Here is a 14,404-nt window from a genome sequence, read left to right on the forward strand (position 1 = left end):
AATCCCATGAAATTTCTCGATCAAGCCAAGGTCTATGTCCGCTCTGGTGACGGGGGCGCCGGTTCGGTGTCGTTCCGGCGCGAGAAATTCATCGAGTTTGGCGGGCCGGACGGCGGCGATGGCGGCCGTGGCGGCGATGTCTGGCTGGAAGCGGTGAACGGCCTGAACACGCTGATCGACTATCGCTACCAGCAGCATTTCAAGGCCAAGACCGGCGTTCACGGCATGGGCCGCAACATGACCGGCGCCAAGGGTGCCGACGTCACGCTGAAGGTGCCGGCCGGAACGCAAGTGTTCGAGGAAGACAATGAGACGCTGATCTGCGACCTCACCGTGGTCGGCCAGCGCTTCCTGCTCGCCAAGGGCGGCAATGGCGGCTTCGGCAACCAGCATTTCAAGACCTCGACCAACCAGGCGCCGCGCCGCGCCAATCCCGGCCTTCCCGGCGAAGAGCTCAACATCTGGCTGCGGCTGAAGCTGATCGCCGATGCCGGGCTGGTCGGGCTGCCCAATGCCGGCAAGTCGACATTTCTCGCCGCCGTCACCGCGGCCAAGCCGAAAATCGCCGACTATCCGTTCACGACGCTGCATCCCGGCCTCGGCGTCGCCCGCATCGATGCGCGCGAATTCGTCATTGCCGACATTCCCGGCCTCATCGAAGGCGCGCATGAAGGCGTCGGCATCGGCGACCGTTTCCTCGGCCATGTCGAGCGCACGCGCGTGCTGCTGCACCTGGTTTCGGCGCAGGAGGAAAATCCGGGCAAGGCCTACAAGACCGTCCGCGCCGAGCTCGATGCCTATGGCAACGGCCTGACCGACAAGGTCGAGATCGTGGCGCTTTCCCAGGTCGACACGCTCGATGCCGATGCGCGCAAGAAGAAGGTCGCTTCGCTGAAGCGCGCCGCCGGCCGCGCGCCGATGCTTCTGTCCGCTGTCACCGGCGAAGGTGTCGAGGCGGTGCTGCGGGCGCTGATGCGGGTGATTGCCGAAGCGCGCGCGGAGGCCGCGCCCGTGGTCGAGACGCGCTGGGAAAAGTAAGGCCATGCAGTCGCTCAGGAAATACCGGCGCATCACCGTCAAGATCGGCTCGGCGTTGCTTGTCGACCGCGCGAGTGGCCTGAAGCGTGATTGGCTGGCGTCGCTTGCCGACGACATCGCCGTGCTGGCCCAGGGCGGCGCTGAAATCCTCGTGGTGTCCTCCGGCGCCATCGCGCTTGGCCGCACCATCCTTGGGTTGGGCAAGCGGGCGCTCAAACTCGAGGAAAGCCAGGCCGCCGCCGCTGTCGGCCAGATCGCGCTCGCCGGCGCCTGGTCGGATGCGCTCGGCAAGGGTGCGCTGAAATCGGGCCAGATTCTTTTGACCCTCGGCGACACCGAGGAGCGCCGCCGCTACCTCAATGCGCGGGCGACGATCTCGACGCTTTTGAAGATGAAGGCGGTGCCGGTCATCAACGAGAACGACACGGTGGCCACCTCCGAAATCCGCTATGGCGACAATGACCGGCTGGCCGCGCGGGTGGCGACGATGATGGGCGCCGACCTTTTGGTCCTGCTCTCCGACATCGATGGGCTCTACACCGCGCCGCCGGCGCGTGACCCGCAAGCCAAATTCATTCCGGTTGTCGACCGCATCACGCCTGATATCGAGGCGATGGCGGGAGCGGCCGCGTCCGAGCTGTCGCGAGGCGGCATGCGCACCAAGCTCGATGCCGGCAAGATCGCCACTGCCGCCGGCACGGCCATGATCATCACATCGGGCACGCGGTTGTCGCCGCTGATGGCGATCGAACGCGGCGAGCGTGCCACCTTCTTCCGCCCGAGCACCAATCCGGTCAAGGGTTACAAGACCTGGATCGCCGGCCAGCTCGAACCGGCCGGCCGGCTGACGGTCGATGCCGGCGCCGTCGGCGCGCTTACGTCGGGAAAATCGCTGTTGCCGGCCGGCGTGAAGCTGGTCAGCGGCAATTTTTCGCGCGGCGACACGGTGGCGATCCTGTCGCCCGAGGGCCGCGAGATCGCGCGCGGGCTGGTTGCCTATGATGCCGCCGATGCCGTAAGGATCGCAGGCTTGAAGACGGCCGAGATCGAAACCGTGCTCGGTTACGAAGCGCGTTCGGCGATGATCCACCGCGATGATCTCGTGGTGAGTCATTCCGATGAACAAGTACGGGCTGGAAGCGACATAAGCGGAGGATGAGCCATGCTGAAGCTGCATGAAAAATCCGGGGACGACACCGTGGCGCTGATGGCCGATATCGGCCGCCGCGCCCGCGCCGCCGCTCGACCGCTGGCCATCGCCACCACCGCCGCCAAGAACGCTGCGCTCCTTGCCATGGCCGACGCGATCATTTCCCGTGAGCAGGACATTCTCGACGCCAATGCCATCGATGTGTCTAATGGCCACGAGTCCGGGCTTTCCGCATCCTTCATGGACCGGCTGAAGCTCAATCCGGCTCGTATCCGCGCCATGGCTGATGGCATCCGCGAAATCGCTGAATTGCGCGATCCGGTCGGCGATGTCATCGCTGCATGGGAGCGGCCGAACGGCTTGCAGATCGAGCGCGTGCGCACGCCGCTCGGCGTCGTCGGCGTCATCTATGAGAGCCGCCCCAATGTGACGGCGGATGCCGGCGCGCTCTGTCTCAAGGCCGGCAATCCGGTGATCCTGCGCGGCGGCTCGGACTCGCTCAATTCGTCCTCCGCCATCCATGCCTGCCTGGTCGAGGGGCTGAAGGCTGCCGGCTTGCCGCAAGACGCCATCCAGCTGGTGCCGACCACCGACCGCGCCGCCGTCGGCGAGATGCTGAAGGGCCTCGGCGGCACGCTCGACGTCATCATCCCGCGCGGCGGCAAAAGCCTGGTCGGGCGGGTGCAGAGCGAGGCGCGCGTGCCGGTCTTCGCCCATCTCGAAGGCATCTGCCATCTCTATATCGATCGCTCCGCCGATCTCGACATGGCAGTGAAGACCGCCGTCAACGCCAAGATGCGGCGCACCGGCGTCTGCGGCGCGGCCGAGACGCTGCTGGTCGACCGTGCGGTTGCATCAACCCATCTGGTGCCGATCCTCGACGCACTGCGCGCCGCCGGCTGCGAGATCCATGCCGATGCCGAGGTGCTGAAAGTGTTTTTCGACGCCAAACCAGCGACCGATGCCGACTGGGTGACCGAATATCTCGACGCCATTATCGCGGTGAAGCTGGTCGACGGCATCGATGGTGCGATCGAGCATATCGAGACGTTCTCCTCGCATCACACCGAGGCGATCATTGCCGAGGACGCGAAGACCGTGGAGCGGTTCTTCAACGAGATCGATTCGGCGATCCTGCTGCACAATGCCTCGACGCAGTTTGCCGATGGCGGCGAGTTCGGCATGGGCGCCGAGATCGGCATCGCCACCGGCAAGATGCATGCGCGCGGGCCGGTCGGCGTCGAGCAGCTGACCTCGTTCAAATACCGCGTGCGCGGGTCGGGACAGGTGAGGCCTTGACGCTTTTCGTCGCTAGGGCCTGAGGGTCTTGTGCGCGTGGACCCCTCTCTGTCCTGCCGGGCATCTCCCCCTCAAGGGGGGAGATCGGCTGTTGTTTCCGGTTTCGCCAATCGCTGCCGCTGCAGAGTCTCTGCCGTCGGTGAAGTTGCCAATCTCCCCCCTTGAGGGGGAGATGTCCGGCAGGACAGAGGGGGGCGCCTAGCACCATGCTTTCGCAGCCCGAGCACACCGTCCCCTCGCGCTACCTGAAGATGCCGCATGCCGAAAAGGGCCTCGCCGTCGGCCTGTTCGGCGGCTCGTTCAACCCGCCCCATGCCGGCCATGCGCTGGTCGCCGAGATTGCGCTGCGGCGTCTGGCGCTCGACCAGTTGTGGTGGATGGTGACGCCGGGCAATCCGCTGAAGAGCACGCGCGAATTGGCGCCGTTGGCCGAGCGGCTGCAGCTGTCGGAGAAGATCGCCAGGAATCCGAAGATCAAGGTCACCGCCTTCGAGGCGGCGCATCATGTGCGCTACACCGCCGACACGCTGGCGCTGGTCAAGGCGCGCAATCCCGGCGTCGAGTTCGTCTGGATCATGGGCGCGGACAGTTTGCGCGATTTCCACCGCTGGCAGCGCTGGCGCGAGATCGTGCTGACCTTCCCGATTGCGGTCATCGACCGGCCGGGCGCGACACTGTCGTTCCTGTCATCGGTCGTCGCCAAGACCTTCGACTATGCCCGCATCGATGAAGGTGACGCGCCGCTGCTCGCCCGCATGAAGGCGCCGGCCTGGACCTTCATCCACGGCCCGCGCTCCTCGCTGTCGTCGAGCGCGATCCGGAAAATGGCCAAGGGGTAGGGCCTCTCCGCCACGGGAAGTGGCTGCGTTTCGGCCGCCCGGCCATGTCGTTTTTACAGCGGCGCTTGTCCAGCCGATCGGCGATGCTGACCGGATATGGCAACTCAAACCAAAACCCAACTCGCAGCCGACCCAGAGCATGGCAGCGCGCCGACGCCACTGATCGCGATTGCCAGCGTCATCGTGTCGATGGCGCTGATCGCCATCGGCAATGGGCTGATGTTTGCCTACATCCCGGTCCGCCTCGGCGCCGAAGGCTTCGATCCGACCTGGGCCGGGCTGATCATCACCGGCCTGTCCGCTGGCGGCCTCGCTGGCTGTATCCTGACCGGACCCTTGGTGCGGCGGGTTGGCCATGCCCGTGCCTTCATGGTGCTGTCGGCGCTGATTGCGTTGGCCAATGCAGCCGTCGGCGCCGGGCCGCATCCAATTTTATGGATCGCCGCCCGCGCCCTCTACGGTTTCGCCATATGCGGCCTGTTTATCGTCGCCCAGAGCTGGCTGAACGATGCTATCGCCAATGCCATACGCGGCCGGGTGATGGCTTTCTTCTACGTCGCCTATGTCGCCGGGCTGGGCGTCGGCTACGCGACGCTGGCACTGGTCGACATCAGAACCGCGGATGCGCCGTTGATCGGCATCGTCTTTACTGCCCTGTCGATCCTGCCCGTCGGCATGACACGGCTGGCGCAGCCGCCGGCGCCGCAGGCGGCCTCGGTGGCGCTGCGCCGGGCCTGGCGGATTTCGCCGGTCGGCGTTGCCGGCATGCTGGCGGTCGGCGGCCTGTCGATGTCGATTGCCGGCTTTGCGCCGATCCATGCCACCGCCAAGGGCTATAGCCAGGCCGATGTGGCGCTGCTGCTATCGGTGATGCCGCTCGGCACGCTGATCCTGCAGCTTCCGTTCGGCTGGATTTCCGACCGCACCGATCGCCGCTACGTGCTGATCGGGGCATCCGCGATTGCCGCGTTGGCAGGCATGTTCGCGCTCGGCTTCGATGGTGGCGCGCTGCCGGCGCTGCTGGTGATCTATGTCTTGTGGGACGGCGCGTCGGAATCGATTTATTCGCTGTCCAGCGCGCACGCCGCCGACCGTGCCGGCAAGGACGACATGGTGGCGCTGTCCAGCTCGCTTCTGTTTGCCTGGTCGCTGTCGGGTTTCATCGTGCCGGGCATCGTCACCGCACTGTCGGCCGCCTTCGGCACGCAGGCCTTCATCTATGTGGCAATCGTCATTGCCTGCGCCTTCTGCCTGTTCGTGCTGTTGCGCGTGTTCACCACACAGGCCGTGCCTGCCACCGAGACCGGCAGCTTCGCGCCGATGACGGCGCAGGCGCCGCTGCCGGTCGAACTCGCCTATGCCCCGGATGAACAGGATCGCTATAAGGGTGATTGATTACTGCCGGCGCGCTTCGGGCGCCGGTGCGTCCGGCGGCGGCAGCGGGATCGATATGCCTTCGCTATCGAACTCCTGCTTGGCGCGCTTGGTCAGATCGGTCTGGGTGGCGAAGAAATCCGCTGATGATGTCCAGTAACGCAAGGTGATCGAGACGGTGCTGTCGCCCAAGGTCGCGACGAAGGCGATCGGCGCTGGTTCGCGACGGATGCGTTTCTCGGCGCCGGCAATGGCAAGCAACGTCTTCTGGGCGCGGTCGATGTCGTTCCACGAGCCGATCGAGAGCGTGATGTCGGCGCGGCGCACGCCATTGCGCGAAAAATTGCGCACCGGCTGGTTCCACAGCGTCGAGTTGGGCGCCAGGATGTAGACCCCGTCGGCGGTCCTGAGCTTGGTGGCGAACAGGCCGATTTCCTCGATCGAACCTGATATGGATCCGACCTCGACGGACTCGCCGATGCGGAACGGCCGCAGCGCCAAAAGCATGATGCCGGCGGCGATGTTCTGCAGCGTGCCTTGCAGCGCCAGGCCGATGGCAAGACCGATGGCGCCGATCGCCGCAATGATCGAGGCGGTCTGCACCCCGAACTGGCCGAGCACCATGATCACGACGAGCACCAAAATGGCGTAGCGGACGATCTTGGAGAAGAAATGCCGCAGCGTCTGGTCGAAACCATGGATGTGGCCGAGGCCAGCGAAAATGGAGCGTTCGGCAAGCCCGGCGACGATGTAGCCGACGACAAGCAGGATGACGGCACCAATGGCCGAAAAGGAGTACGAAACGATCAGCGTGCTGAGCTGGGCCAGGCTGGCCTGAACGGTGAGAAGAGCATTTTGCGGGTCGATCGGCATAGCGGAATCCCGGTTGGTCGATGAGCCGATAACCCATGTGGGCGGCCTGAGTTCCGATCTTTTCGGGGGTGCGGCGGGACCACAGGACCAACAAGACGTTCGTGCGTGGCGGGCTCACGTCTTGAAACTGCAACGGAACTCTGCCTATCTAAGTGGTGTCACCTGCTTTTGGGGGTGATTTGGTTGTTCTTGCTGCGAAAGGAAATACACTGAGAACAGCACTGCGGAAGAAGGCCGATATCATGCCTTCGCCGGCCAGGATCAGCGTAGACGACGCCGTGTCCCGTGCCATCAAGACAGTCCTTGCCAGTCTGGAAGACTCCAAGGCCGAAAATATTGTCTCAATCGACATTCAGGGGAAATCGAGCCTCGGCGACTACATGGTTGTCGCGTCGGGCCGATCGCACCGTCATGTCTCGGCTGTCGCCGACCATCTCCTCAAGGCGCTCAAGGATGCCGGCCTCGGCACGGCGCGCGTCGAGGGGTTGTCCGGCGCCGACTGGGTCCTGATCGATTCGGGCGATATCATCGTCCATGTCTTCCGCCCCGAGGTCCGCGAATTCTACAATCTCGAAAAGATGTGGCAGGCGCCGGATCTCGAGGAAGAGACCCTTCATTAAGCTGCTTTGTGTCGTTGCCCAGAATCGGATTTCTCCTTTGGGTGACAGGCATTAGCGGCTTATAGAGGCGAGGATGAAGATTTCAGTTCATGCCGTGGGCCGAATGAAAACCGGCCCCGAGCGGGAGTTGGCCGACCGCTATTTCGAGCGCTTCGCCAAGAGCGGACCTGCGGTCGGGCTCGAATTCGCCGGGATAACCGAGATCGCCGAGGGCCGCGCGCAGAGCGCTGCCGAGCGCCAGCGCGACGAAGGCTCCCGGCTGCAGGCGCAGCTGCAGCCGGGCACGGCGCTGATCCTGCTCGATGAGCGCGGCAAGAGCCTTTCCTCGCAGGATTTAGCCAATCGCATCGGGCAGTTGCGCGATGGCGGGCGCAAGGCGCTGGTGCTGGCCATAGGCGGCGCCGACGGTCACGATCCGTCATTGCGCGACCAGGCCGATCTGGTGCTGTCGTTCGGCGCGCTCACCTGGCCGCACCAATTGGTGCGGGTGATGCTGGGGGAGCAGCTCTACAGGGTCTCGACGATCCTCTCCGGCCACCCCTATCATCGCGCGTGAGCCTGCCGCTACAGTTGCCTGCAGCTGTGATTCGTCGCCCGTTGCCCGGATTTCCGCCCCAATGCCGCGTAAGGTCGAAAATCTCTAGTTTTATGCATGTCGTTTTCCCAAAACCGGGACCACTTTTGGGCGACATGCATTCGGGGACGGGCTGTTCAAACATGGTTGATGGTTCGTTAACGAAGCCGCGGATAGAGTCGATGCGAATGTCTGAAGGCTGGAAATCGACACTGTGTCTATTAACAGCGGGCTCCTGGCGCGCGCGCTGGGGCATCGCAGTGGCGGCGATCCTGTTGTCGCTGCATGCGGCGCGGGCCGAGAAAACGCTCGACATGGCGCCCGATCCCGACCAGAGCCGCGCCGAATACGAACAGGTTTCCAAGGAAATCACGCTGTCGTCGGAACGGCTGGCCAAGCTCGCCGCCGATATCGCCGCGGTCAAGAAGGACCATGCTTCGATCACCGCCGCACTGATCCAGTCGGCGATGACCGAGCAGAAGCTTGGCCAGGACATCGAGGACATCGGCGCCAAGCTGGAAGGGCTGAAGGGCCAGCAACAAAAGATCCGCGCCTCGCTGATGGCGCGGCGCGACGTGCTGGCCGAAGTGCTGGGCGCGCTGCAGCGCATGGGGCTCAATCCGCCGCCGGCGATCCTGGTCAAGCCGGAGGACGCCCTGTCGTCGGTGCGCAGCGCCATCCTGCTCGGCGCCGTGGTGCCGGAATTGCGCCAGCAGACCGACAGCCTGCTGGCCGACCTCAAGGAACAGACCCGGGTGACCGCCTCGATCGAGGCCGAGCGGGCGCGGCTGACGGAAGCGGTCGGCGAGCAGGTGGTGGAAAGAAACGGCTCGGCATGCTGCTGGAAGCCAAGCAGAAGCTCGAGACCGACACGCAGGCGCAAATGACGGCCGAACAGCAGCGTTCCGAGCAGCTGGCGGCCAAGGCCTCCAGCCTGAAGGACCTGATCGCGTCGCTTGAAGCGCAGGCCGACAAGACCCGCAAGGCCGCGGATGCCGCAAAGGCGGCCGCCGCGGCCCAGGCGGGTGACGATCAGACGGGTGCCGACACAACGGCATCGCTGGCGTCACTGCCGGTTCCCGAAGGCAACAGGCTCACCGCGACGGCTCCCTTTTCAGCGTTGCAGGGGCAGATCGCGCTGCCGGTTACCGGCCGCATCAAACGCCGGTTTGGCGCCGATGACGGTAACGGCGCGGTGATGCTTGGAGACATGCTTGCGACACAATCGGGAGCCATCGTCACCGCGCCGGCGGATGGGAATGTGCTTTATGCGGGGCCGTTTCGCTCCTATGGTCAACTCTTGATCCTCAATGCCGGGGACGGCTATCATGTCGTTCTGGCGGGGATGAGCAGAATCAGCGTCGTGACCGGCCAGTCGGTGCTCGCAGGAGAGCCGGTCGGCGCGATGGGAGAGACCCGGGTGGCAAGCACCTCGGTTTCGAAGAATGGAAATGCCACGCCGGAACTCTATGTCGAGTTCCGCAAGGATGGAAAACCCGTCGATCCGGCCCCATGGTGGGCGGACCGTTTTTCTGGAAGGACGTGAAATGATGCGGAAACTGTCGCTTCTGTTTGCCGGTGCGCTGATGGGCGCATCCGCCATGAGCCTTGTCTATGGCGCTCCTGGCTCGTCGGCGAACGCTGCGGGATCGGAGACCTACAAGCAGCTGGCGATCTTCGGCGACATCTTCGAGCGGGTGCGGGCACAATATGTCACGCCGCCCGACGACAAGTCGCTGGTCGAGAACGCCATCAACGGCATGCTTTCGTCGCTCGACCCGCACTCCTCCTACATGAACGCCGAGCAGGCGCAGGACATGCGCGTGCAGACCAAGGGTGAGTTCGGCGGCCTCGGCATCGAGGTCACCATGGAGAACGACCTGGTCAAGGTGATCACACCGATCGACGACACGCCCGCCGCCAAGGCCGGCGTGCTGGCTGGCGACTATATCGCCAAGATCGACGGCGAAGAGGTTCGCGGCCTGACGCTCAACGACGCGGTCGAGAAGATGCGCGGCCTGGTCAACACGCCGATCAAGCTCACCATCCTGCGCCAGGGCGCCGACAAGCCGATCGAGCTGACGGTGGTGCGCGACATCATCAAGGTCAAGGCGGTCAAGTTCCGGGTCGAGAACGACATCGGCTACATGAAGATCACCTCCTTCACCGAAAAGACCTATGACGACCTCGAGAATGCCATCGACACCATCAAGAAGCAGGTGCCGGACGACAAGCTCAAGGGCTATGTGCTCGACCTGCGCCTCAATCCGGGCGGCCTGCTCGACCAGGCGGTGAGCGTGTCCGATGCCTTCCTGAAGCGTGGCGAGATCGTCTCGACGCGTGGACGCGATCCGAAGGACGTCACCCGCTTCGACGCCAAGCCGAAGCAGGTCGACGACGTCAACGGCAAGCCGATCATCGTGCTCGTCAATGGCGGCTCGGCCAGCGCTTCCGAAATCGTCGCCGGCGCGCTGCAGGATCTGCGCCGCGTCACGGTGGTCGGTACGCAGTCCTTCGGCAAGGGTTCGGTGCAGACCATCATTCCGCTCGGCGAGAATGGCGCGCTCAGGCTGACGACGGCGCTCTATTACACGCCGTCGGGCAAGTCGATCCAGGGCAAGGGCATCACGCCCGACATCAAGGTCGACCAGCCGCTGCCGCCGGAACTGCAGGGCAGGGACCTGACACGCGGCGAATCCGACCTCAAGGGCCACATCAAGGGCGCCGACGAGAGCAAGACCGGCTCGGGCTCGGCAGCCTATGTGCCGCCGGATCCGAAGGACGATCTGCAGCTCATCTATGCCGAGCAGCTGCTGCGCGGCCAGAAGACCGACCCGTCCTTCCCGCCCAATCCGGAGAAGGCCGTGCTCAACCAGTAACGGGTTTGGTCGGCCATGTCTGGCCGCCTGAACGAAGCAATGCGATGCTGCCGGGACCGAAAGGTTCCGGCAGTTTGATTCGGGGAGGCAGGGCGAGGCCTCCAGATATGGCGCCAGGGGTGCGCCAGGTTGATGAACTCGCGCATGTCCTCCCGAAGGGATCACCTTTGGAATCATGCGCCCCGGGGACAGGGCTTGGCTGATATCGGCAAGGACATCGAACGCCCGCTTGGACAGACCGTCCGGGCGCCGCGCGCTGCCGGCAAGGTCAGCGCGGGCGTGATTGCCGCGAGCGCAGTGGTGCTGGCGGTGGTCGGCGTCTCGGCCGCGATCGCGCTCAGGGAAAAGCCGTTTCGAAAGCCGCAAGAGGTCGCCGTTTCGACGCCAAAAGTGACGGCGGCCGCCGAGCCCGCCGCTTCGGCGCCTGCACCTGCACTGGCCCCGGCAGCAGCGCCGAAGGTTGAAACGCCGACCAAGACCGGTGGTCCGCAGATCATCCATGTGCAGAAGGAGGAGGGCGATGGTCCTCCGCAGGCGGCCATCGTCATCCGCGACCCCTCGAGCATCAGCCAGAACCTGAAGATCGCGCACATTCCCGACAAGGCGCTCATCGAGACCAGCGACACCGGACCCTTGCCGATGCGCTCCGCCGATGGGCGGCGGCCGTTCGATGTCTATGCGCGGCCGTGGTCCGGCGCGCGCGGTGCGCGCGTGGCGATCGTCATCGGTGGACTTGCGGTGTCGCAGACCGGTACCCAGGCGGCCATTGCCAAACTGCCGCCGGAAGTGACGCTGGGCTTCGCGCCGCAAGGCAACAGCATCGGCCGCTGGATGCAGGCCGCCAGGCAGAGCGGCCACGAGATCGTCATGCAGGTGCCGCTCGAACCGTTCGACTATCCCAACGTCAATCCCGGCCGCAACACGCTGACCGTGGCGGCCAGCGCGGACGAGAACATTAAAAACTTGCACTGGGCGCTGTCGCGGACGACGAACTATACCGGTGTCATGAACTATATGGGTGCGCGCTTTTCCGCCGACACGGCGGCGATGGAGCCGTTCATGGCCGAGCTCGGCAAACGGGGGCTCGCCTATATCGACGACGGCTCGTCGGCGCGCAGCCTGGCACCCGATCTGGCGCTGAAAGACGGCGTGCCCTTCGTCGCCGGCGACATGGCGATCGACGCGGTGCAGGATCGCGGCGCCATCCTGAAGAAACTCGACAGTCTCGAAGCCACCGCGCGCGCCAAGGGCTCTGCCGTCGGCATCGGCTCGGCCTTCGACCTGACGGTCGACACCGTCTCGTCCTGGATTGCCGAGGCCAAGAAGCGCGGCATCGAGATCGTGCCGATTTCGGCGGTGGCCATAGATCCGCAAAAAGGGTGATGGCGTAACCAAATCAGCTTGTGACGATTTCAGCGATAGCGAGAGAAGAGTCTTCTCTGGGCCTCGTTGAGCCCGCTGTCCCAATCGACCTCGCGCTTGGACCGCGGGATGTGTCGATGTTCATTGTTATTGTAGAACAGCGACCCATGGATTCCGAGCGCATCGCGTTTAAGGATAGGGCGGTTCCAAAGCGGGGCCAGTATTCGGCCAGCCTCCTCGTCGCCTAGCCGTTCGAAGAGGTCTTCAGCCAGCTCCATGTCTTGTCCGTCGGGGAAGATGACGGCGAACTCCTCCTCCGTCGCCTGAAATATGCTGAAGGTAGCGTTCAGAGCGCCATTGATGATCTGGATATTTTTCATAGGATGCATTTTGACATTCGACTGCAACTGCGGCAACTGAACCAAATGATGGCCAATCGGTTCCAAGTTTTCCACGCTTCCGATGCAAGCCCAGTTTGAGTAGGCTCCGCTCCGTTCCCGAAACTGCCCCCGCCGCCCCGCGTCGTCGGAGCAATTCTTAAAACGGCTGGAAACCTGACTGATGTCCAAAAAGACAATCGATCCCGAGACACTGCCCTATCGTCCCTGTGTCGGGCTGATGATCCTCAACGGCGACGGCCTGGTCTGGGTTGGGCATCGCATTGCCGAGCCCGACAGCGAATTCGCCGGCACGACGCAGCTCTGGCAAATGCCGCAAGGCGGCATCGACAAGGGCGAAGAGCCGTTGCAGGCGGCGGAGCGCGAGCTCTATGAGGAGACCGGCATGCGCAGCGTCTCGCTGCTCGCCGAGGCGCCGGACTGGATCAACTATGATCTGCCCGACCACCTCGTCGGCATCGCCTTCAAGGGCCGCTATCGCGGCCAGACGCAGAAATGGTTCGCCTTCCGCTTCCATGGCGACAGCAGCGAAATCCAGATCAATCCGCCGCCGGGCGGCCACACCGCCGAATTCGACGAATGGTCGTGGCGGCCGATGCGGGACCTGCCCGACCTGATCGTGCCGTTCAAGCGCAAGGTCTATGAAGAGGTGGTGGCGGCGTTCAGCCATCTGGCGCGATAGAGCAATTCCAGGAAAAGTGTGAGCGGTTTTCCCGGGAAAGCGCGTAGCGCTTTCCCTTGGGAATTGCGTTAAAACAAAGAGATAGCAGGGCGAGCGGCGGCCTCTGAAGCGATCGCGGTTGCCGCGCCGGCCCGACGGTCCTATTGATGTCTATCCGCCACGATAAGGGTCGCCATGCACGACGCCCCCAAGAGGTCATCGCCCGAGGATGCCGCCATAAGCGAGGCGGCTGCTGGGGCCATCCTCACCATCGATCTGGGCGCGATCCGTGAAAACTACCGGCGACTGAAGACGCGGTTGGGGGGCGTGCGCTGCGCCGGCGTGGTCAAGGCCAACGGCTACGGCCTCGGCGCTGCCCAAGTGGCATCGGCGCTGACCAGGGAAGGCTGCGATGTCTTCTTCGTCGCGCTGCTGGCCGAAGGCATCAAGCTGCGCAAGGCGATCGGGGCTGGACCCGACATTTACGTGCTGAACGGGCTGCCGCCGGGTTCCGAACCGGAAGCCGTCGCGGCGGGCCTCAGCGCGGTCATCAACAGCGTCGGACAGTTGAAAGCCTGGAGTGCCGCGGCACGCGCTGCCGGCCGTAAGCTGCCGGCGGCGGTTCAGGCCGACAGCGGCATGTCGCGGCTCGGCATGGCGCCGGCCGAAGTCGAGGCACTGGCCGGGGATGCCGGCGCGTTCGATGGCATCGACGTCAGATATGTCATGAGCCATCTGGCCTGCGCCGACGAGCCACGCCATCCGGCCAATGAGCAACAGCGGCAGGCCTTCGAGCGGCTGCGCGCCATGCTTCCCGAGGCGCCTGCCTCGCTCGCCAACTCATCCGGCATTTTTCTTGGGCAGCCCTACCATTACGACCTCGCCAGGCCAGGGGCGGCGCTCTACGGCATCAACCCGACGCCCGGCGAAGCCAATCCGATGCTGCCTGTCGTGAGGCTGCAGGCCAAGGTGGCGCAGACGCGCCGTGTCGAAAAGGGCAGCGGCATAGGCTACGGCCACACCTACCACGCGGAAGGTCCGTTGAGCCTGGCGACGATTTCGTTCGGCTATGCGGATGGCTGGCTGCGCCGCTCCGCTTCGGCGGCGTGGTTCGAGTGGGTGCGCCTGCCCTTCCTCGGACGTGTGTCGATGGATTCGATCATTCTCGACATTTCCGCCCTGCCGACCGGCAGGCTGCGCGAGGGCGATCTGGTCGAGCTGCTCGGTCCTTCGCAGAGCGTCGACGATGCCGCCGGCCATGCCGGCACCATCGGCTATGAAATCCTGGCCAGTCTCGGCCCGCGCTTTCACCGGCGCTACGTCGGGGGGTAACCCCC

At 64.5% G+C, this 14,404-nt stretch carries 13 protein-coding genes and 1 pseudogene; 12 read left to right on the top strand and 2 right to left on the bottom strand.

Translation table 11 applies throughout. From position 1 onward, the window contains the following. Window positions 1-6: 6 nt before the first annotated feature. The 5 genes from obgE (at window position 7) to AC0V7N_RS07615 (ending at window position 5,721) form a co-directional block, all read left to right on the top strand. Window positions 7-1,038, top strand: coding sequence for a GTPase ObgE (gene obgE, locus AC0V7N_RS07595; protein ID WP_475456142.1), 1,032 nt, complete (start codon window positions 7-9; stop codon window positions 1,036-1,038). Between the two features lie 4 nt (window positions 1,039-1,042). Beyond that, a complete protein-coding gene (proB, locus tag AC0V7N_RS07600; RefSeq protein ID WP_475456144.1) occupies window positions 1,043-2,197 on the top strand; it encodes a glutamate 5-kinase in 1,155 nt (384 codons plus the stop codon). A 3-nt stretch (window positions 2,198-2,200) separates the two neighbouring features. After that, on the top strand, window positions 2,201-3,487 hold the full coding sequence (locus tag AC0V7N_RS07605) for a glutamate-5-semialdehyde dehydrogenase (RefSeq protein ID WP_475456146.1): 1,287 nt from the start codon (window positions 2,201-2,203) through the stop codon (window positions 3,485-3,487). A 251-nt stretch (window positions 3,488-3,738) separates the two neighbouring features. Further along, complete coding sequence (locus tag AC0V7N_RS07610) at window positions 3,739-4,326, top strand: nicotinate-nucleotide adenylyltransferase (RefSeq protein ID WP_475438585.1); 588 nt, start codon at window positions 3,739-3,741, stop codon at window positions 4,324-4,326. 96 nt (window positions 4,327-4,422) lie between these two features. Beyond that, window positions 4,423-5,721 (top strand): MFS transporter, encoded by a 1,299-nt coding sequence (locus AC0V7N_RS07615; protein ID WP_475456148.1) that lies wholly within the window; start codon window positions 4,423-4,425, stop codon window positions 5,719-5,721. Here AC0V7N_RS07615 and AC0V7N_RS07620 read toward each other — a convergent pair whose 3' ends face one another. Further along, window positions 5,722-6,573, bottom strand: a complete 852-nt coding sequence (locus AC0V7N_RS07620) for a mechanosensitive ion channel family protein (protein WP_475456150.1) — start codon at window positions 6,571-6,573, stop codon at window positions 5,722-5,724. A 242-nt stretch (window positions 6,574-6,815) separates the two neighbouring features. On the opposite strand from AC0V7N_RS07620, the gene rsfS reads away from it, so the two are divergent. From rsfS to AC0V7N_RS07645, 5 genes and pseudogenes are all read left to right on the top strand, one after another. Further along, on the top strand, window positions 6,816-7,193 hold the full coding sequence (gene rsfS / locus AC0V7N_RS07625) for a ribosome silencing factor (RefSeq protein ID WP_023777607.1): 378 nt from the start codon (window positions 6,816-6,818) through the stop codon (window positions 7,191-7,193). A gap of 73 nt (window positions 7,194-7,266) precedes the next feature. Beyond that, the gene (gene rlmH, locus AC0V7N_RS07630) at window positions 7,267-7,749 is read left to right on the top strand and encodes a 23S rRNA (pseudouridine(1915)-N(3))-methyltransferase RlmH (RefSeq protein ID WP_475456152.1); all 483 of its coding nucleotides are present in this window, start codon (window positions 7,267-7,269) and stop codon (window positions 7,747-7,749) included. 206 nt (window positions 7,750-7,955) lie between these two features. Continuing rightward, a pseudogene (locus AC0V7N_RS07635) lies at window positions 7,956-9,313 on the top strand (murein hydrolase activator EnvC family protein). A 1-nt stretch (window position 9,314) separates the two neighbouring features. Continuing rightward, the gene (locus tag AC0V7N_RS07640) at window positions 9,315-10,646 is read left to right on the top strand and encodes a S41 family peptidase (protein WP_475456154.1); all 1,332 of its coding nucleotides are present in this window, start codon (window positions 9,315-9,317) and stop codon (window positions 10,644-10,646) included. Window positions 10,647-10,841: 195 nt separating this feature from the next. Further along, window positions 10,842-12,029 carry a divergent polysaccharide deacetylase family protein gene (locus tag AC0V7N_RS07645; RefSeq protein WP_475456156.1) on the top strand — a complete coding sequence of 396 codons (1,188 nt, stop codon included), beginning with the start codon at window positions 10,842-10,844 and terminating at the stop codon, window positions 12,027-12,029. Between the two features lie 29 nt (window positions 12,030-12,058). On the opposite strand, the gene AC0V7N_RS07650 is transcribed toward AC0V7N_RS07645, so the two are convergent. After that, the gene (locus AC0V7N_RS07650; protein ID WP_475456158.1) at window positions 12,059-12,577 is read right to left on the bottom strand and encodes a DUF8220 family protein; all 519 of its coding nucleotides are present in this window, start codon (window positions 12,575-12,577) and stop codon (window positions 12,059-12,061) included. On the opposite strand from AC0V7N_RS07650, the gene AC0V7N_RS07655 reads away from it, so the two are divergent. Beyond that, the gene (locus AC0V7N_RS07655) at window positions 12,570-13,088 is read left to right on the top strand and encodes an RNA pyrophosphohydrolase (RefSeq protein ID WP_475456160.1); all 519 of its coding nucleotides are present in this window, start codon (window positions 12,570-12,572) and stop codon (window positions 13,086-13,088) included. The genes AC0V7N_RS07650 and AC0V7N_RS07655 overlap by 8 nt on opposite strands. A gap of 174 nt (window positions 13,089-13,262) precedes the next feature. Next, on the top strand, window positions 13,263-14,399 hold the full coding sequence (gene alr / locus AC0V7N_RS07660) for an alanine racemase (protein WP_475456162.1): 1,137 nt from the start codon (window positions 13,263-13,265) through the stop codon (window positions 14,397-14,399). The last annotated feature ends 5 nt before the right edge of the window (window positions 14,400-14,404 follow it).

It is taken from the genome of Mesorhizobium kamtschaticum, assembly GCF_056174585.1.